The organism is Pseudomonas sp. FG47 (assembly GCF_057809115.1).
Map to the genome: position 1 here is coordinate 14,431 of NZ_JBMDJI010000026.1, position 18,870 is coordinate 33,300.

General features: G+C 61.2%; 15 protein-coding genes. All 15 read left to right on the plus strand.

The window, feature by feature from the left end; all coding sequences use genetic code 11:
- Positions 1-151 precede the first annotated feature (151 nt).
- The 15 genes from gyrA (at position 152) to ACODS5_RS18175 (ending at position 18,866) form a co-directional block, all read left to right on the plus strand.
- Positions 152-2,914, plus strand: a complete 2,763-nt coding sequence (gyrA, locus tag ACODS5_RS18105; protein WP_134689248.1) for a DNA gyrase subunit A — start codon at positions 152-154, stop codon at positions 2,912-2,914.
- A gap of 247 nt (positions 2,915-3,161) precedes the next feature.
- Positions 3,162-4,247 carry a 3-phosphoserine/phosphohydroxythreonine transaminase gene (serC, locus tag ACODS5_RS18110; protein WP_489109316.1) on the plus strand — a complete coding sequence of 362 codons (1,086 nt, stop codon included), beginning with the start codon at positions 3,162-3,164 and terminating at the stop codon, positions 4,245-4,247.
- A complete protein-coding gene (pheA, locus tag ACODS5_RS18115) occupies positions 4,247-5,341 on the plus strand; it encodes a prephenate dehydratase (RefSeq protein WP_134689246.1) in 1,095 nt (364 codons plus the stop codon). Before serC ends, pheA begins: the two co-directional genes overlap by 1 nt.
- 77 nt (positions 5,342-5,418) lie before the next feature.
- Positions 5,419-7,659, plus strand: a complete 2,241-nt coding sequence (locus ACODS5_RS18120) for a bifunctional prephenate dehydrogenase/3-phosphoshikimate 1-carboxyvinyltransferase (RefSeq protein ID WP_489109317.1) — start codon at positions 5,419-5,421, stop codon at positions 7,657-7,659.
- Positions 7,656-8,342, plus strand: a complete 687-nt coding sequence (cmk, locus tag ACODS5_RS18125) for a (d)CMP kinase (protein WP_489109318.1) — start codon at positions 7,656-7,658, stop codon at positions 8,340-8,342. Before ACODS5_RS18120 ends, cmk begins: the two co-directional genes overlap by 4 nt.
- A 123-nt stretch (positions 8,343-8,465) precedes the next feature.
- Complete coding sequence (gene rpsA, locus ACODS5_RS18130; protein WP_134689584.1) at positions 8,466-10,142, plus strand: 30S ribosomal protein S1; 1,677 nt, start codon at positions 8,466-8,468, stop codon at positions 10,140-10,142.
- Between the two features lie 256 nt (positions 10,143-10,398).
- Complete coding sequence (ihfB, locus tag ACODS5_RS18135; RefSeq protein ID WP_134689244.1) at positions 10,399-10,698, plus strand: integration host factor subunit beta; 300 nt, start codon at positions 10,399-10,401, stop codon at positions 10,696-10,698.
- A 20-nt stretch (positions 10,699-10,718) separates the two neighbouring features.
- Positions 10,719-10,982: a lipopolysaccharide assembly protein LapA domain-containing protein gene (locus ACODS5_RS18140; protein WP_134689243.1), complete on the plus strand. Its 264-nt coding sequence runs from the start codon at positions 10,719-10,721 to the stop codon at positions 10,980-10,982.
- A gap of 100 nt (positions 10,983-11,082) precedes the next feature.
- On the plus strand, positions 11,083-12,507 hold the full coding sequence (locus ACODS5_RS18145; protein ID WP_489109319.1) for an MBL fold metallo-hydrolase RNA specificity domain-containing protein: 1,425 nt from the start codon (positions 11,083-11,085) through the stop codon (positions 12,505-12,507).
- Between the two features lie 258 nt (positions 12,508-12,765).
- Positions 12,766-13,332 carry a dTDP-4-dehydrorhamnose 3,5-epimerase gene (gene rfbC / locus ACODS5_RS18150; RefSeq protein ID WP_489109320.1) on the plus strand — a complete coding sequence of 189 codons (567 nt, stop codon included), beginning with the start codon at positions 12,766-12,768 and terminating at the stop codon, positions 13,330-13,332.
- Between the two features lie 215 nt (positions 13,333-13,547).
- Positions 13,548-14,828, plus strand: a complete 1,281-nt coding sequence (locus ACODS5_RS18155) for an O-antigen translocase (RefSeq protein WP_489109321.1) — start codon at positions 13,548-13,550, stop codon at positions 14,826-14,828.
- A gap of 65 nt (positions 14,829-14,893) precedes the next feature.
- A complete protein-coding gene (locus ACODS5_RS18160; protein ID WP_489109322.1) occupies positions 14,894-15,844 on the plus strand; it encodes a glycosyltransferase family 2 protein in 951 nt (316 codons plus the stop codon).
- Between the two features lie 126 nt (positions 15,845-15,970).
- Positions 15,971-16,882, plus strand: a complete 912-nt coding sequence (locus ACODS5_RS18165; protein ID WP_489109323.1) for a glycosyltransferase — start codon at positions 15,971-15,973, stop codon at positions 16,880-16,882.
- Positions 16,879-17,847, plus strand: a complete 969-nt coding sequence (locus ACODS5_RS18170; RefSeq protein WP_489109324.1) for a UDP-glucose 4-epimerase family protein — start codon at positions 16,879-16,881, stop codon at positions 17,845-17,847. Before ACODS5_RS18165 ends, ACODS5_RS18170 begins: the two co-directional genes overlap by 4 nt.
- The gene (locus ACODS5_RS18175) at positions 17,844-18,866 is read left to right on the plus strand and encodes an MraY family glycosyltransferase (RefSeq protein ID WP_489109325.1); all 1,023 of its coding nucleotides are present in this window, start codon (positions 17,844-17,846) and stop codon (positions 18,864-18,866) included. Before ACODS5_RS18170 ends, ACODS5_RS18175 begins: the two co-directional genes overlap by 4 nt.
- Positions 18,867-18,870 lie beyond the last annotated feature (4 nt).

The following is an 18,870-nucleotide window of genomic DNA, read 5'->3' on the forward strand; positions in this document are numbered from 1 at the left end:
CTCTTTAGCGCGGCCTTCATTGCGCAGATCCATGGCACAACTCATTGATTTGTCGTAAGTCGTCGCACCCCAATTGCGCTGCGGCGGCGAGCTTCGTTCGTCCTACGAGGGACCAAGCGAAGTTTCACCAGAAAAAGGAATCAGGCTTCTCATGGGCGAACTGGCCAAAGAAATCCTCCCGGTCAATATCGAAGACGAACTGAGACAGTCTTACCTCGACTACGCGATGAGCGTTATTGTCGGGCGAGCGCTGCCCGATGCGCGTGATGGCTTGAAGCCCGTGCATCGTCGCGTTCTGTATGCGATGAGCGAACTGGGCAACGACTGGAACAAGCCGTACAAGAAATCCGCCCGTGTGGTCGGTGACGTGATCGGTAAGTACCACCCGCACGGCGACACCGCCGTGTACGACACCATCGTGCGCATGGCCCAGCCATTCTCGCTGCGCTACCTGCTGGTCGATGGCCAGGGCAACTTCGGTTCGGTGGACGGCGACAACGCCGCGGCCATGCGATACACCGAGGTGCGCATGGCCAAGCTGGCCCATGAACTGCTGGCCGACCTGCACAAAGAGACCGTCGACTGGGTGCCCAACTACGACGGCACCGAGCAGATCCCGGCGGTCATGCCGACCAAGATCCCCAACCTGCTGGTTAACGGCTCCAGCGGTATCGCCGTGGGCATGGCCACCAACATCCCGCCGCACAACCTCGGCGAGGTGATCGACGGCTGCCTGGCGCTGATCGACAATTCCGACATCACGGTCGATGAACTGATGCAGTTCATCCCGGGGCCGGACTTCCCGACCGCCGGCCTGATCAACGGTCGCCAAGGCATCATCGAGGCTTATCGCACCGGCCGTGGCCGCATCTATATGCGTGCCCGCTCGGAAATCGAAGACATCGACAAGGTCGGTGGTCGCCAGCAGATCGTCGTCACCGAACTGCCGTACCAGCTGAACAAGGCGCGGTTGATCGAGAAGATCGCCGAGCTGGTCAAAGAGAAGAAGATCGAAGGCATCACCGAGCTGCGCGACGAGTCCGACAAGGACGGCATGCGCATCGTCATCGAGCTGCGTCGCGGCGAGGTGCCGGAGGTGGTGCTCAACAACCTCTACCAGCAGACCCAGCTGCAGAGCGTGTTCGGTATCAACATCGTCGCCCTGATCGACGGCCGTCCGCGCCTGCTGAACCTCAAGGACCTGCTCGAGGCGTTCGTTCGTCACCGCCGCGAAGTGGTGACCCGCCGCACCGTGTTCGAGCTGCGCAAGGCCCGCGAGCGTGGGCATATCCTCGAAGGCCAGGCGGTCGCGCTGTCCAACATCGACCCGGTCATCGCCCTGATCAAGGCTTCGCCGACGCCGTCCGAGGCCAAGGAAGCGCTGATCAGCACTGCCTGGGAATCCAGCGCCGTGCAGGTGATGGTCGAGCGTGCCGGTGCTGAATCCTGCCGCCCGGAAGACCTGCCGGAGCAGTATGGCCTGCGCGAAGGCAAGTATTACCTGTCGCCGGAACAGGCCCAGGCAATCCTCGACCTGCGCCTGCACCGCCTGACCGGCCTGGAGCACGAGAAGCTGCTGGCCGAGTACCAGGAAATCCTCGCCCAGATCGGCGAGTTGATCCGCATCCTCAGCAGCGCCGAGCGCCTGATGGAAGTGATCCGCGAGGAGCTGGAGGCGATCCGCGCCGAATATGGCGATGCCCGTCGTACCGAAATCCTCAATGCCAGCCACGACCTCAACTACGGCGACATGATCCCGGAAGAAGAGCGCGTGGTGACCATTTCCCACGGCGGCTACGCGAAAACCCAGCCGCTGTCCGCCTACCAGGCCCAGCGCCGCGGTGGCAAGGGCAAGTCGGCTACCGGCGTGAAGGACGAGGACTACATCGAGCACCTGCTGGTCGCCAACAGCCACGCCACCCTGTTGCTGTTCTCCAGCAAGGGCAAGGTGTACTGGAAGAAGACCTACGAAATTCCAGAGGCTTCCCGCGCCGCCCGTGGTCGCCCGCTGGTCAACCTGCTGCCGCTGGAAGAGGGCGAGCGCATCACCGCCATGCTGCAGATCGACCTGGAGGCCCTGCAGCAGAGCGCTGGCGCCGACGAAGAGCTGGAGGACGCGGAAGACACCGTGCTCGAAGGTGAAGTGGTCGAGGTCGAGGAAATCGACGAGGAAGACGGCGACACTCCTGAGTGGCTGGCCGAGCCGACCGGCGCCTACATCTTCATGGCCACCGCCTCCGGTACCGTGAAGAAGACCCCGCTGGTGCAGTTCGCCCGTCCACGCTCCAACGGCCTGATCGCCCTGAAGCTCAAGGAAGGTGACACCTTGATCGCCGCGGCCATTACCGATGGTGCCAAGGAAGTCATGATGTTCTCCGACGCCGGCAAGGTGATTCGCTTCGCCGAGAGCGTGGTGCGTGAAATGGGCCGTAACGCCCGTGGCGTGCGTGGCATGAAGCTGGGCAAGGGTCAGCAGATCATCTCCATGCTGATCCCGGAATCCGGCGCGCAGATCCTCACCGCCTCCGAGCGTGGCTTCGGCAAGCGCACCCCGCTGTCCAAGTTCCCGCGTCGCGGCCGTGGCGGCCAGGGCGTGATCGCCATGGGCACCAAGGGGCGCAATGGCCTGCTGATCGGTGCGATCCAGGTGCAGGAAGGTGAAGAGATCATGCTGATCTCCGACCAGGGCACGCTGGTGCGCACGCGGGTCGGTGAAGTCTCCAGCCTGAGCCGCAACACCCAGGGCGTGACCCTGATCAAGCTGGCCAGCGACGAAACCCTGGTCGGCCTGGAGCGTGTCCAGGAGCCATCCGAGGAAGAGCTCGACGAACTGCTCGAGACGGACGAGGAGGGCACCCCGCTCGATGCGGTGGACGAGGACAGCGCTGGCGCCGAAGAGGCACCGCAGGAATAAGCGCAGCAACAACCCAAACGGGGCGACCAAGGTCGCCCCGTTTGACTGATTGGAATAGGCAACGCCCGCGTCATGTAGGAGCGGCCTTGTGTCGCGAAAGGGCTGCACAGCAGCCCCGGCGATTTCTGCTTTCACGCTGAAACCCTGGGGCCGCGCTGCGGCCCTTCGCGACACAAGGCCGCTCCTACAGGGGACGGGCGGGGCCTGCAAGTTACGATTTGTTCAATTTGGCAGAGCGAGAGTGGATGTGAGCAAACGAGCCTTTAACTTCTGCGCAGGCCCTGCCGCGCTTCCCGATGCTGTCCTGCAGCGTGCCCAGGCCGAAATGCTGGATTGGCGTGGCAAGGGGCTGTCGGTGATGGAGATGAGCCACCGCAGCGACGACTACGTGGCCATCGCCGAGAAGGCCGAGCAGGACCTGCGCGACCTGCTGTCCGTTCCCGCGAACTACAAGGTGCTGTTCCTGCAGGGTGGTGCCAGCCAGCAGTTCGCTGAAATCCCGCTGAACCTGCTGCCGGAAAACGGCACCGCCGACTACGTCGAGACCGGCATCTGGTCGAAGAAAGCCATCGAAGAGGCGCGCCGCTTCGGCAACGTCAACGTCGCCGCCAGCGCCAAGCCCTACGACTACCTGGCCATTCCGGGCCAGAACGAATGGCAGTTGAGCGGCAATGCCGCCTACCTGCACTATGCGTCCAACGAAACCATCGGCGGCCTGCAGTTCGACTGGGTGCCCGAGACCGGTGACGTGCCGCTGGTGGTCGATATGTCTTCGGACATCCTCTCGCGACCGATCGATGTCTCGCGGTTCGGCATGATCTACGCCGGCGCGCAGAAGAACATCGGCCCTAGCGGCCTGGTGGTGGTGATTATCCGTGAAGACCTGCTCGGCCGTGCCCGCAGCAGCTGCCCGACCATGCTCGACTACAAGATCTCGGCCGACAACGGTTCGATGTACAACACCCCGGCCACCTACTCCTGGTATCTCTCGGGCCTGGTGTTCGAGTGGCTCAAGGAGCAGGGCGGCGTCGAGGCCATGGAGCAGCGCAATCGCGCGAAGAAGGACCGCCTGTACGGCTTCATCGACAACAGCGAGTTCTACACCAACCCGATCAGCCACAACGCCCGTTCGTGGATGAACGTGCCGTTCCGCCTGGCCGACGAGCGCCTGGACAAGGCCTTCCTGGCCGGCGCCGAGGCCCGTGGCCTGCTCAACCTCAAGGGGCACCGCTCGGTTGGCGGCATGCGTGCCTCGATTTATAACGCCTTGGGCCTGGAGGCCGTCGAGGCGCTGGTTAACTACATGGAAGTATTCGAAAAGGAGCATGGATGATGTCCGATCAGGAACTCAAGGCACTGCGTGTGCGTATCGACAGCCTCGACGAGAAGATCCTCGAGCTGATCAGCGAGCGCGCCCGTTGCGCCCAGGAAGTGGCCAAGGTCAAGACGGCATCGCTGGCCGAGGGCGAAGCCCCGGTGTTCTACCGGCCTGAGCGCGAAGCTGCGGTGCTCAAGCGGGTGATGGAGCGCAACAATGGCCCGTTGGACAACGAAGAGATGGCGCGGCTGTTCCGCGAAATCATGTCATCGTGCCTGGCCCTCGAGGAGCCCCTGAAAGTGGCCTACCTCGGCCCTGAGGGGACCTTCACCCAGGCCGCGGCGATGAAGCACTTCGGCCATGCCGTGGTCAGCCGCCCGATGGCGGCCATCGACGAGGTGTTCCGCGAAGTGGCGGCCGGTGCCGTGAACTTCGGCGTGGTGCCGGTGGAAAACTCCACCGAGGGCGCGGTCAGCCACACCCTGGACAGCTTCCTCGAGCACGACATGGTGATCTGTGGCGAGGTCGAGCTGCGTATCCACCATCACCTGCTGGTGGGCGAGAACACCAAGACCGACAGCATCACCCGCATCTATTCCCACGCCCAGTCGCTGGCCCAGTGCCGCAAGTGGCTGGATGCCCACTACCCGAATGTCGAGCGCGTTGCGGTGTCGAGCAACGCCGAGGCGGCCAAGCGGGTCAAGGGCGAGTGGAACTCGGCGGCGATCGCCGGCGACATGGCGGCCAACCTGTATGGCCTGACCCGTCTGGCCGAGAAGATCGAGGACCGTCCGGACAACTCCACGCGCTTCTTGATGATTGGCAGCCAGGAAGTGCCGCCGACCGGCGACGACAAGACCTCGATCATCGTCTCCATGAGCAACAAGCCAGGCGCGCTGCATGAACTGCTGGTGCCGTTCCACGAGAACGGTATCGACCTGACCCGCATCGAGACGCGTCCGTCGCGCAGCGGCAAGTGGACCTACGTGTTCTTCATCGACTTCGTCGGCCACCACCACGACCCGCTGATCAAGGCGGTGCTGGAGCGGATCAGCCAGGAGGCCGTGGCGCTGAAGGTGCTGGGTTCCTATCCAAAGGCGGTGCTTTGATTTGAGATTGCCGGGGCTGCAACGCAGCCCCAATGGGTCTCGCAGATTGCCTAGATTTCTGAACAGGGTTTGCACTCGTGGTTGATGCTGTAACAAACAAATCCGCACCGATTGTCGGTCGCCTGGTCGTGGTCGGCCTCGGTCTGATCGGCGGCTCCTTCGCCAAGGGCTTGCGTGAAAGCGGCCTGTGCCGCGAAGTGGTGGGGGTCGATCTGGATGCCGAGTCGCGCAAGCAGGCGGTGGTGCTGGGCGTGGTCGATCGCTGCGAGGCCGACCTGGCCGCCGCCTGTGTTGGCGCCGATGTCATCCAGTTGGCGGTGCCGATCCTGGCCATGGAGAAAGTCCTGGCACGCCTGGCCCAGCTCGACCTGGGCGATGCGGTGATCACCGATGTGGGTAGCGCCAAGGGCAACGTCGTGCGCGCGGCGCGCGAAACGTTCGCCGAGCGCCTGCCGCGCTTTGTGCCGGGGCACCCGATCGCCGGTTCCGAGCAGAGTGGCGTGGAGGCTTCCAACGCCGCGCTGTTCCGTCGGCACAAGGTGATCCTCACGCCGCTGCCGGAAACCGACTCGCAAGCGCTGCTGCTGGTCGACCGCCTCTGGCGCGCGCTGGGCGCCGATGTCGAGCACATGCCGGTGGAGCGTCATGACGAAGTCCTGGCCGCCACCAGCCACCTGCCGCACTTGCTGGCCTTTGGCCTGGTCGACTCGCTGGCCAAACGCAATGAAAACCTGGAGATCTTCCGGTACGCTGCGGGGGGCTTTCGCGATTTCACAAGAATCGCCGGCAGCGACCCGATCATGTGGCACGACATCTTCCTCGCCAACCGGGAAGCGGTCCTGCGCACACTCGATACATTTCGCAGCGACCTCGACGCCTTGCGCGACGCGGTCGATGCTGGGGACGGGCACCAACTGCTGGGCGTGTTCACCCGCGCCCGGGTTGCCCGCGAGCATTTCAGTAAAATCCTGGCCCGCCGGGCCTATGTGGACGCTATGAACGCCAACGATCTGATTTTCCTGGCCCAACCGGGTGGCCGCGTGTCCGGACGGATCCGCGTACCGGGCGACAAATCCATTTCCCACCGCTCGATCATGCTCGGCTCGCTGGCCGAGGGTACCACCGAGGTCGAAGGCTTCCTCGAGGGCGAAGATGCCCTGGCCACCCTGCAGGCGTTCCGTGACATGGGCGTGGTCATCGAAGGCCCGCACCATGGTCGGGTGACCATCCATGGCGTTGGCCTGCACGGCCTGAAGCCACCGCCCGGCCCGCTGTACGTCGGCAATTCCGGCACTTCGATGCGTCTGCTGTCCGGCCTGCTGGCGGCGCAGTCGTTCGACACCACCATGACCGGCGATGCCTCGCTGTCCAAGCGCCCGATGAACCGCGTTGCCAATCCGCTGCGCGAAATGGGGGCGGTGGTCGAGACCGGTCCTGAGGGTCGTCCGCCGCTGACCATTCGTGGCGGCCACAAGCTCAAGGCGCTGAACTACACGCTGCCGATGGCCAGTGCCCAGGTCAAATCCTGCCTGCTGCTGGCTGGCCTGTATGCCGAAGGCACCACCACCGTCACCGAGCCAGCACCGACCCGTGATCATACCGAGCGCATGCTGCGTGGTTTTGGCTACTCGGTCGCCTCCAATGGTCCGGTCGCCTCGCTGCAGTCGGGTGGCAAGCTCACCGCGACCCGCATCGAGGTGCCGGCGGATATTTCCTCCGCGGCGTTCTTCCTGGTGGCGGCTTCGATCGCCGAGGGTTCCGAACTGGTGCTCGAGCACGTCGGCATCAACCCGACCCGCACCGGGGTCATCGACATCCTGCGCCTGATGGGCGGCGACATTACCCTGGAAAACCAACGTGAAGTCGGTGGCGAGCCAGTGGCCGACCTGCGTGTGCGCGGCGCCAAGCTCAAGGGTATCGATATCCCCGAGCACCTGGTGCCGCTGGCCATCGACGAGTTCCCGGTGCTGTTCGTCGCCGCGGCCTGCGCCGAAGGCCGCACCGTGCTGCGTGGCGCCGAAGAGCTGCGGGTCAAGGAGTCCGACCGTATCCAGGTGATGGCCGACGGCCTGATTGCCCTGGGTGTGAAGTGCGAGCCGACCCCGGACGGCATCATCATCGACGGCGGCCAGATCGGTGGCGGCGAAGTGCACGGTCACGGCGACCATCGCATCGCCATGGCCTTCAGCATCGCCTCGCTGCGCGCCAGCGCGCCGATCGTGATTCATGACTGCGCCAACGTTGCGACCTCCTTCCCCAACTTCCTGGCCCTGTGCAAGGAAGTCGGCATCCGCGTCGCCGAAGAGGGTAAGTCGTGAATTCGCAAGCACCGGTCATCACCATCGACGGGCCAAGCGGCTCGGGCAAGGGTACGGTCGCAGGGCTGCTGGCCCGGGAGCTGGGCTGGCGTCTGCTCGACTCCGGCGCGTTGTATCGCCTGCTGGCATTCAATGCCAGCAACCACGGTGTCGACCTGACCAACGAAGAGCTGCTCAAGGCGCTGGCGGCCCACCTGGACGTGCAGTTCATCGCCGCCGAGCCGGGCAAGCTGCAACAGATCATTCTCGAGGGTGAGGATGTCAGCAACGTCATCCGCACCGAGACCGTTGGTGCCGGCGCCTCGATGGTCGCCTCGCTGCCGACGGTGCGCGAGGCGCTGCTGCAGCGCCAGCGGGCTTTCCGCGAGGCGCCCGGGCTGATCGCCGATGGCCGTGACATGGGTACGGTGGTGTTTCCGGATGCGCCGCTCAAGGTGTTCCTCACCGCCAGTGCCGAGGAGCGTGCTCGTCGCCGTTACCTGCAGTTGAAGGGCAAGGGCGAAGATGTTAGTCTGTCGAGTCTGCTAGATGAGATCCGTGCGCGTGATGAGCGCGACACCCAGCGAGCAGTGGCCCCGCTCAAGCCGGCGGCCGATGCAATTCAGCTGGATTCCACGGAGTTGTCCATCGAGCAGGTGCTGCAACGCATCAGAAGCGAGCTCGCCCTGCGCGACTTGGTCTGATGGAGAGGAGGGTCGGCAGGGGCACCAGTCAACGTCCTGCCAGCGCTTCTTAACTTAACGAAACCCACATTGTCTGGAATGTGGCTATGGGCGTTTTTTTCGCCCGAATCTACAGGAATTAAAATGAGCGAAAGCTTTGCAGAACTCTTTGAAGAAAGCCTGAAAACCCTCAATCTTCAGCCGGGTGCAATCATCACCGGTATCGTTGTCGACATCGACGGCGACTGGGTTACCGTACACGCTGGCCTGAAGTCCGAGGGTGTCATCCCGCTCGAGCAGTTCTACAACGAAACTGGCGAACTGACCATCAAGGTCGGTGACGAAGTTCACGTTGCGCTGGACGCGGTCGAAGACGGCTTCGGCGAAACCAAGCTGTCCCGTGAAAAAGCCAAGCGCGCCGAGTGCTGGATTGTTCTGGAAGCTGCTTTCGCTGCTGAAGAAGTGGTCAAGGGCGTTATCAACGGTAAGGTTAAAGGCGGCTTCACTGTCGACGTTAACGGCATCCGTGCGTTCCTGCCGGGCTCCCTGGTTGATGTCCGCCCAGTGCGCGACACCACCCACCTCGAAGGCAAAGAGCTGGAATTCAAGGTCATCAAGCTGGACCAGAAGCGCAACAACGTTGTCGTTTCCCGTCGCAGCGTCCTGGAAGCCGAAAACAGCGCCGAGCGCGAAGCTCTGCTGGAATCGCTGCAGGAAGGCCAGCAGGTCAAAGGTATCGTCAAGAACCTCACCGACTACGGTGCGTTCGTTGACCTGGGCGGCGTCGATGGTCTGCTGCACATCACCGACATGGCCTGGAAGCGTATCAAGCACCCGTCCGAAATCGTCAACGTTGGCGACGAGATCGACGTCAAGGTCCTGAAGTACGATCGCGAGCGCAACCGCGTTTCGCTGGGTCTGAAGCAACTGGGCGAAGACCCATGGGTTGCCATCAAAGCCCGTTACCCAGAAAGCACCCGCGTCATGGCTCGCGTCACCAACCTGACCGACTATGGCTGCTTCGCTGAGCTGGAAGAAGGCGTTGAAGGCCTGGTACACGTCTCCGAAATGGACTGGACCAACAAGAACATCCACCCGTCGAAAGTCGTTCAGGTTGGCGACGAAGTGGAAGTCATGGTTCTGGACATCGACGAAGAGCGTCGTCGTATCTCCCTGGGCATCAAGCAGTGCAAGTCCAACCCATGGGAAGACTTCTCCGGCCAGTTCAACAAGGGTGACAAGATCACCGGTACCATCAAGTCGATCACCGACTTCGGTATCTTCATCGGCCTGGACGGCGGCATCGACGGTCTGGTTCACCTGTCCGACATTTCCTGGAACGAAGCTGGCGAAGAAGCCGTGCGTCGCTTCAAGAAGGGCGACGAGCTGGAAACCGTCATCCTGTCGGTTGACCCAGAGCGCGAGCGCATCTCCCTGGGCATCAAGCAGCTCGAAGACGATCCGTTCTCCAACTTCGTTTCGATCAACGACAAGGGCGCTATCGTCAAAGGTATCGTCAAGGAAGTTGACGCCAAGGGCGCTATCGTGACCCTGGCCGACGACATCGAAGCTACTCTGAAGGCTTCCGAAATCAGCCGTGACCGCGTTGAAGACGCCCGTAACGTGCTGAAGGAAGGCGAAGAGATCGAAGCCAAGATCATCAGCGTCGACCGCAAGTCCCGCGTCATCAGCCTGTCCATCAAGTCGAAGGACGATGCTGAAGAGCGCGAAGCCATCCAGAGCCTGAAAAACGCTCCGGAAGCGGCTGCCGATACCACCATGGCTGCGCTGCTGCGCGAAGCAATGGCCAAGCAGAACTGAGTTCTGTTTGATCGGTAAAAAGGGCGACCCTCGGGTCGCCCTTTTTTTTGGCCTGCGTTTTTGTCCGGCGTTCTGTGGTGTGGGCGTGGGGGCTCGGTGATTGCTGGGTATGACTTGGGCTCGATGCTAGGGGCGCCTGTCACGGTGCGTTCTTGAATTTTTTTATTAAGTCAAGAACCACCCTGTTCAAACGCCTCGGGGCGTGCTACAAACTGATTAAGCAATGATCTAGCTGCTTGATAACGAAGGGAAAAATATGACGAAGTCGGAGCTGATCGAACGTATTGTCACCCATCAGGGGCTGCTCTCGTCCAAGGACGTGGAGTTGGCCATCAAGACCATGCTTGAGCAGATGTCGCAATGCCTGGCGACCGGGGATCGTATCGAGATCCGCGGCTTTGGCAGTTTTTCGCTGCACTACCGTGCTCCACGCGTAGGGCGCAACCCTAAGACGGGTCAGTCTGTCAGCCTCGAAGGCAAGTATGTCCCTCACTTCAAGCCCGGCAAGGAATTGCGCGACCGGGTCAATGAAGAAGAAGAGCATGAGCCTGGCTGAGTCATTCAAGGAGCGATCCGATGCGTAACCTCAAGCGCGCCTTGCTGGCGTTGTTCGTGCTGCTGTTGGCGGCAGTAGTGCTGTTCTTCGTCCTGGAAAATCAGCAGGCCGTTTCCCTGGTGTTGTTTGGCTGGTCGGCCCCGGCGGTACCGCTGGCGGTGCTGGTGCTCGCGGCGCTGGTGCTGGGCTTGGCGGTAGGCCCACTGTTGGGGGCGTATGGCCTGATGCGCGGCAAGCGCAAGATTCGCGCCAGTGCCCGCAAGGATGCCTTGGCCGGACATTAAGGACGTTTCTCACTCCAGGTGTGGCCTTTGCGCGCTGTGTTGGTGGTTGAGGGGGTGACTTAATAAGGCGCTCTTTCCCCTGACTCAAGGCTTTGGCGCAATGACCTACCCCTTCCTTTCTCATCATGGCGGCAGCCGTGGTGTCACCGGCTCGTGTCACCAGCTGCATCTTGATCCCGCGACCAGTCTATTGATCGACTGTGGCCTGGAACAGGGCATGGCTGACGGGGCCGGCTCGGTGTCCGCGGCGATTGATTTCGACGTCGCGGGCGTTCAAGCGCTCATCGTTACCCATGTACATCTGGACCATGTCGGGCGCATTCCTGCGCTGTTCGCGGCGGGCTTTCGTGGCCCGATCTACTGCAGCGAGCCTTCGGCGCAATTGTTGCCGCTGGTGCTTGAAGATGCCTATCGGCTCGCGATCAGTAGCGAGCCTGCCGAGGTTGCCCGCTATGTGGCATTTGTGCGGCAGCGTATCGTCCCATTGCCATTCGATCACTGGCAGGTGCTGATCGAGGAGCCTTCGCTACGCTGTGCAATACGGCTGCAGCGTGCGGGGCACCTGCTCGGTTCCGCCTATGTCGAATGTGATGTGAAGGGCGCCGAGAGTGCTCTGCGCATCGTGTTCTCCGGTGATCTTGGGGCGGCGCAGAATCCCCTGTTGCGCCCAGTGGTGCCGCCGGAGCGCGCCGACCTGCTGGTGCTGGAGAGCACCTATGGCGATCGTCTGCATGCCGATCGCAGTCAGCGTCGTCAGCGGCTCGAGCAGGTCATTGACCGCGCCCTTGCCGACGAGGGGACGATTTTGATTCCTGCATTCAGCCTGGGGCGTACCCAGGAGCTGTTGTGCGAGATCGAAGATATTCTTTATCACAAAGCCTTGCTGAACCAGCCGGCCGACAAGGCGCGAGGTGACTTCCCTGACTGGTCGCAGTTGCCGATCATCCTTGATTCGCCATTGGCCAGGCGTATCACCGACGTGTACCGGGATTTACATCAGTACTGGCGCCAGGAGGCCAGGGATCGAGTGGCTCGGGGGCGCGATCCGCTGGGCTTTCGCCAACTGGTCAGCATCGATAGCCATGCTCGCCACCAGCAGGTGGTGAACTACCTGAAAAGCACCGGGCGCCCGGCTATCGTGATTGCCGGCAATGGCATGTGCTCCGGTGGGCGAATTGTCAATTATCTCAAGGCGATGCTCGGCGATCCTCGACATGAGGTGCTGTTCGTGGGCTATCAGGCCAAGGGCACGCCTGGTGCGGTGATTCAGGCCAGTGAAGGGGCTGAAGGGTTTGTGCGGATCGACCTGGATGGGCGGATGTATGACATTCGGGCGAAGGTGGTGACGCTCGAGGGGTATTCGGGGCATGCGGACCAAGAGGGGTTGGTCAGGTTCGCGCTATGTCGCGAGCAGCCGGCGAGGCGGGTGGTGCTGGTGCATGGCGAGCAGGGGGCCAAGCTGGCCTTGGCCGGGGTGCTGGAGCGACGGGCGCAAGGCTCGGGGATGCTGGTGTCGATTGGTTAGTGGGGCTGCGCACAGCATTCGGGGCTGCCGTTTCGCGCGTGTCGGCAAGCACAGTTCGGCCTAACTGTGCTTAAATAGCGCCCTTTCGAATGGCGCATTTCACGCTCCGGGCTGAATGTTCCAGCTAGGTGTGGTGGATGGCCAGTTCCGCATGGCTGAATCGCTGCAGTACAGGTCAAGCCCGGTGATCGGCGGCTCGGATGAGCGCTGAATATTGGATTGAATGTGCTGTAGCCACTCCACAGTAATAGGCTGCTCATGAAGTTAACTCAGTTGTCCATTCCCGATGTCGTATTGATCGAGCCCGTGGTGTACGCCGATGATCGGGGGTGGTTCATGGAGTCTTTCAATGAACCGCGCTTCCATGCGGAGCTTGGCAAGTTAGGTTTGCCTGTTCCGCGGCCCTTTGTTCAGGGTAACCATTCTGTCTCGAAAAAAGGTGTCCTTCGAGGCTTGCATTTTCAGCATGGGCCCCATGCCCAGGGCAAGCTGGTGAGGGTGACCCAAGGTGCGGCGTTCGACGTTGCCGTCGACATTCGCCCGGGATCGCCAACCGAAGGCCAGTGGGTGGGGGTGGAGCTAAATGCGCAAAACAATTACATCTTGTGGATTCCAGAAGGTTTTGCGCACGGTTTCGTGGCCTTGGAGGACAACACGCATTTCCTCTACCAGACGACTGACGTCTATCACAAGGAATGCGAAGGCAGCATCCGTTGGGATGATCCGGATCTAGCGATTGCCTGGCCTCTTCAGGGTGGGCTGATCGTCAGTGAGAAGGATCGGGAGGCGCAAGGCTATGCGCAGCTCATGAGTGGCGATTGCTGAGTCAGCCAAAGCTGAGCGTCAAGGAAAGGGCGTGGAATGTGCGCGTTATTAGCTGTATGGGCGACGCGGTAGCCATCGACCGCAGTGTTGGCGAATGTCATGCAGAATTAGCCATGAAGACGAATTTAGATGATTAAGGTTCTCCACCTCCATGTGCTCACCGTTTCGCATTGTGCCGAACTGTGTAGCGCATACCAACCCGTGGTGAGCGACTGATGTCCTTGGTCAAGACCAGTTTTCTGAACGGGATTGCCGTGCTGGTAAAGGCGCTCAGTCTGTTTGTGTTGAATAAGGTGCTGGCCGTTTACGCGGGGCCATCAGGCTATGCGGTAATCGGCCAACTGCAGAATGCGCTGGCGATGATCACTACGCTTTCGATCGGCGCGGTCAACACGGGTGTCACCAAGTACACGGCGGAGTACGCAGATGATCCGCAGCGACAAGCGAAGGTTTGGCAATCGGCCACGGCGTTGGCGGCGGTCAACTCGTTAGTCATCGCCGCGCTGGTTGGCCTGTTCAGTCGTCAATTAGCAGGGTATTTTTTGCATGATCAGGGGCTCTACGGCGTATTCATTGCCGTGGCGCTGTCGCTGTCATTTTTCACCCTCCATGCTCTTTTGCTGGCGATCCTCAATGGCCGCAAGGAAGTTGGCCGTTATGTCATTGCTAGCATCAGCGCCAGTCTGGTTTCCTTGGCGTTGACCAGCCTGCTGGCTCATTGGTATGGCTTGTATGGGGCGCTGCTGTCCATTGGGATTAGCCAAGGTGCAATCTTCGTGACCACAGTTGCCGTGTGCAGGCGGGCGGCTTGGTTCAAGCTGCATTTGCTGTGGGGCAAATGGCATCTGGCAATTGTGCGTGACCTGTTCAAGTTCGCTGCGATGGCAGTGACAGCTGCAATATGCCTACCGGCTGCCCAGGTATTGATTCGCAGTCACCTGATCCATCAGTTCGGCGCCGACGCTGCAGGATATTGGGAGGCTATGTGGCGCTTGAGCAGCGCGTACCTGATCATCGTCACCATGACTTTGAGTGTCTATTATTTGCCTCGGTTGTCGGAGTTGAGGGGTGCACGCGCGATTTTCGGTGAGATCTGCTCCGGCTATAAACTGATTTTGCCGGCAGCGGTGGTGGGCTCGGTGACAATCTATTTGCTGCGCGATTTCATCATTCATCTACTCTTCACGCCGGATTTTTTGCCGATGCGTGAGTTGTTCGCCTGGCAGTTACTGGGTGATACGTTGAAGCTGGGCAGTTGGCTTGTCGCTTCCGTTATGCTCGGCAAGGCAATGTACAAGCTTTATATCGTCAGCGAAATAATCTTCGCTGCGCTTTTTTATGGGCTGACCGTCTGGTTTACGGGAAGTGATGGCTTGCAGGGTGTGGTCAAGGCTTACGCCGTAAACAACCTGGTCTACTGGATCTTCATGGTGGCGAGCATCGCAATTTTGCTCAAGTCATCGCGCCGTCATAAGCCAGTTGACGGTCAGGCCTGATTATTGGAATACGTTATGAACGTGGTGATATCCGTATTGGGACTCTCAGCTGACGGTGGCCTGGCATGAGCAATGCGCAACTTTTTAGCGAGTCTCTCGAAAAGACTACCGTGTCGGGAGTAGGGGCGGTCGTGGTGCTTTATCGACCGGATCAGGTACTGCTGCAGCGACTCGTCGCGAGTGTCGTTGGACAGGTCGGCGCGGTATATGTCATCGACAATACTCCAGGTGGGCGGCGTGAGGATTATGGAACAATCCTTGATATGCCTGAGATCCTGTATCACCCATTGCATGAAAACCTGGGTATAGCCACTGCGCATAACCGTGGCATTGAACTGGCCAGGCGCGACGGATTAAGTCATGTGCTGTTGATGGATCAGGACAGCGCGCTCGCGCCAGAGACGGTGGTGCGACTAGCGCGCCAGGAGGCGCGCCTGCTTGAAGCTGGCATGGCGGTTGCTGCCGTTGGCCCGGTTTTCGTCGATGACAAGACAGGTGACCCGGCTCCAGCCATCGTGTCTGGCCTGTTTGGCCCGCGCAAGACAGCAATCGACCTTGCCGCGACGGAGCCAGTACGTTCCACCTATATCATCGCCTCGGGTTCGCTGATTCGCCTGTCGGTGCTCGAACGCATTGGCGGCATGCAGGACAACCTGTTCATCGACTTCGTCGATATCGAGTGGGGCGAACGGGCCGCGCTGGCAGGCTATGGGTGTTACCTTGTCCCGTCGGTGACGATGAAGCACAGTATCGGCGATGAGTTCGTCACCCTGCTGGGGCGGCGCGTGTTGCTGCACTCGGACTTCAGGAACTACTTCATCGTGCGCAACGCCGTGTTCCTGGCTTTATGGAGCTCGCTCTCGGTTTCGACAAGGCTGCAACTGGTATTCAAGGTCCCTTATTACCTATGTTGCTATTCGTGGTATTCAGCCAAACGTGCTTCTGCCCTGCGTCTGTTGCTCGGCGCGGTGGCGGATGGGGTGCGAAAGCGCATGGGTAAAGGGCGTTTCCAGTGATGCCGAAAATGGCGGCTGTCATGATCCTGCGGCTGTGCTTTGCAGATAAGTCATTTCCAAGTGCTGTGGATAGGTAATGTTGAACCGACTGCTAGAAGGGGCTCCTGAACGGGGCCGTGAACCGTAATGACACCGAGATGTCTAGTCCTGCTCGCCGCCTATAATGGCCGCGCATTCATCGAGGAGCAGGTGCGCTCCATCCTCGACCAGCGCGGCGTGTCAGTGACTTTGCTGGTCAGTGTCGATTGCTCCAGCGATGGCACCGAAGCCTGGGTCGACGAGCTCGCGCGGACCGAGCCGCGCGTCAAGGTGCTGCCTCACGGCTTGCGTTTTGGTGGCGCGGCCCCGAATTTCTTCAGGTTGATCGAGGCCGCGGCAGCAGACGATCATGATTTCTTCGCCTTGGCCGACCAGGATGATATCTGGCTCGATGGCAAGCTGGCGCGCGGCTGTGAGGTTTTACAGCAACAGCCCGTTCACGGTTTTTCATCGGACGTTCTGGCATTCTGGCCTGATGGCCGCGAGCGGATTGTCAGGAAGTCGCAGCCTCAAGTCGCCCACGACCATTTATTCGAGGCAGCCGGGCCTGGCTGCACTTACCTGCTTGATCGCGACCTGATGAAAGCGTTGCAGGCGAACCTGCGCAGCCAAGGCGAAGACTTGCATCGGGTCAGCCTGCATGACTGGTACATCTATGCCTTCGCCAGGGCAAATGGCTTTCGCTGGCATATAGACGACCAGCCGCTCATGCGCTACCGACAACATGCCAGCAACCAGGTTGGTGTAAACAGCGGCATCAGTGCTTACAAGACACGCCTGGCCAAGGTGCTCAATGGCTGGTGGTTGGGGCAGTCACGTCTGATCGCCCGGCTGGTCGGGTTGGCTGACGATCCTTTTGTCAAACAATGGCGGCGCTTGGATCGCGGCGCGCTGTTGAGGCTGGCGTGCAAGGGCAGGCAGTGCCGACGCCGGCCCAGGGACCAGCTGTCTTTCGCCGTGTTTTACCTGGCACTGGCGATGGTTGGGGCGGGCAAATGAGCGCAGGGCTTCTGATCACTGGTGCTACTGGTTTCGTTGGTAGTGCACTCATGCGTCGGCTGCAGCTCGAAGGTAAAGCACCGCTGCGGGCGCTGGTACGGCGCATCCCCGATGGCGAACATCCGGGTATCGAGTACCGTCTGATCGATGACCTGTGCGCCATTCCCTCGGAACCGGCAGTGTTCGCTGGCATCGATAGCGTCATCCATCTCGCCTCGCGGGTACATGTGATGAACGAGACTGCCCAGGATCCCCTGGCTGAGTTTCGCAAAGTCAATGTCGAGGGCACTCTCAATCTCGCCCGCGCGGCAGCACGGGCCGGGGTGAAGCGGTTTATCTTCGTCAGTTCCGTCAAGGTCAATGGTGAAACCACCGATGGCCGCCGGCCGTTCACCGCCGATGAACAACCCGCCGCGCAGGACCCTTATGGCATCTCCAAGCACGAGGCTGAAGCGGCGCTGCGCCAACTGGCCCGCGACTGCTCGCTGGAAGTGGTCATCGTGCGCCCGCCGTTGGTGTATGGCCCTGGGGTCAAAGCCAATTTCCGCAGCATGCTCGGCTGGCTTGGCAAGGGTGTGCCGCTGCCCTTTGGCGCTATCCACAATGCGCGTAGCCTGGTGGCGCTGGACAACCTGGTCGACCTGTTGGTGACCTGTGTCGATCACCCAGCCGCCGCCAACCAGACCTTCCTGGTCAGCGACGGGCAAGACCTCTCCACGACCCAGTTGCTGGCTGGTCTTGGCGTGGCACTGGGCAAGCCCGCGCGGTTGCTGCCGGTGCCGGCGGCCTGGCTGCGTGGCACTGCCATCTTGCTCGGCAAGGGCGCCCTGGCCCAGCGTCTGTGCGGCTCGCTGCAGGTGGATATCGACAAGACCCGCGAGCTGTTGGGCTGGACGCCACCGGTCAGCGTCGAACAGGCATTCAAGGCGACAGCCGAACATTTTTTGAAAGAGCGTGAACAATGACAGGATGGTGGTTGCTTCCTTTGGCTCTCGGGGCCTCTCTGCTACTGACAGCAGTTCTGCGTCGTTACGCCTTGAGCCGGCAGATCATCGATGTACCCAATGCGCGCAGTTCGCATACCGTCCCCACGCCCCGCGGCGGCGGCGTAGCGATCGTGGTGACCTTCCTTGCATCCTTGCCGGTATTGGCTGTGCTCGGTTGGGCGCCGCCTGCCGTGCTGATGGGTATCGGCGGGGCTGGCGCGTTGGTGGCGGTAATAGGTTTTATGGACGACCATGGCCATATTGCTGCGCGTTGGCGCCTGCTTGGCCATTTCGCCGCCGCGGCCTGGATGCTGTTCTGGCTCGATGGGCTGGCCCCCCTGGAGTTCGCGGGCATGCACCTGGACTTGCAGTGGTTCGGTTACCTCCTGGCAGCGTTGTACAGCGTGTGGATGCTTAACCTCTACAATTTCATGGACGGTATCGATGGCATCGCCAGCCTGGAGGCCATCAGCGTCGGCGTCGGCATGGCCGTGATCGCGATGCTGACCGGCACGCCCGAGCTGATGACCTTGCCCCTGTTGCTGGCTGCGGCCACGGCGGGTTTCCTGTTCTGGAACTTCCCGCCGGCGAAGATCTTCATGGGCGATGCCGGCAGCGGTTTTCTCGGTATCGTCCTGGCGGGCCTGTCGCTGCAGGCGGCCTGGCATTCGCCACAGCTATTCTGGTGCTGGCTGATCTTGCTGGGCGTGTTCGTGGTAGACGCCACGTTCACCCTGTTGCGTCGCTTGTTGCGCGGCGACAAGGTATACGAAGCTCACCGTAGTCACGGCTACCAGTTCGCTTCGCGCCACTATGGGCGGCACTTGCCCGTGACGCTGGCGGTGATGGCGATCAATGTGGCTTGGCTGCTGCCAGTGGCATTGTGCGTGGCACTGCTGGGCCTCGATGGTGTGTTGGGCGTGGTGATTGCCTACCTGCCGCTGGTGTTGTTGGCGGCGCGTTGGCGCGCCGGTGCGCTCGAGCATCCGGCAAAGTGAGATG

What these genes read in the sequence shown, in the direction of transcription:
- gyrA (WP_134689248.1), top strand. Translation starts at nt 152, where the DNA reads ATGGGCGAACTGGCCAAAGAAATCCTCCCGGTCAATATCGAAGACGAA.
- pheA (WP_134689246.1), top strand. Translation starts at nt 4,247, where the DNA reads ATGTCCGATCAGGAACTCAAGGCACTGCGTGTGCGTATCGACAGCCTC.
- rpsA (WP_134689584.1), top strand. Translation starts at nt 8,466, where the DNA reads ATGAGCGAAAGCTTTGCAGAACTCTTTGAAGAAAGCCTGAAAACCCTC.
- ihfB (WP_134689244.1), top strand. Translation starts at nt 10,399, where the DNA reads ATGACGAAGTCGGAGCTGATCGAACGTATTGTCACCCATCAGGGGCTG.
- ACODS5_RS18140 (WP_134689243.1), top strand. Translation starts at nt 10,719, where the DNA reads ATGCGTAACCTCAAGCGCGCCTTGCTGGCGTTGTTCGTGCTGCTGTTG.
- ACODS5_RS18145 (WP_489109319.1), top strand. Translation starts at nt 11,083, where the DNA reads ATGACCTACCCCTTCCTTTCTCATCATGGCGGCAGCCGTGGTGTCACC.
- rfbC (WP_489109320.1), top strand. Translation starts at nt 12,766, where the DNA reads ATGAAGTTAACTCAGTTGTCCATTCCCGATGTCGTATTGATCGAGCCC.
- ACODS5_RS18155 (WP_489109321.1), top strand. Translation starts at nt 13,548, where the DNA reads ATGTCCTTGGTCAAGACCAGTTTTCTGAACGGGATTGCCGTGCTGGTA.
- ACODS5_RS18160 (WP_489109322.1), top strand. Translation starts at nt 14,894, where the DNA reads ATGAGCAATGCGCAACTTTTTAGCGAGTCTCTCGAAAAGACTACCGTG.
- ACODS5_RS18165 (WP_489109323.1), top strand. Translation starts at nt 15,971, where the DNA reads ATGACACCGAGATGTCTAGTCCTGCTCGCCGCCTATAATGGCCGCGCA.
- ACODS5_RS18170 (WP_489109324.1), top strand. Translation starts at nt 16,879, where the DNA reads ATGAGCGCAGGGCTTCTGATCACTGGTGCTACTGGTTTCGTTGGTAGT.
- ACODS5_RS18175 (WP_489109325.1), top strand. Translation starts at nt 17,844, where the DNA reads ATGACAGGATGGTGGTTGCTTCCTTTGGCTCTCGGGGCCTCTCTGCTA.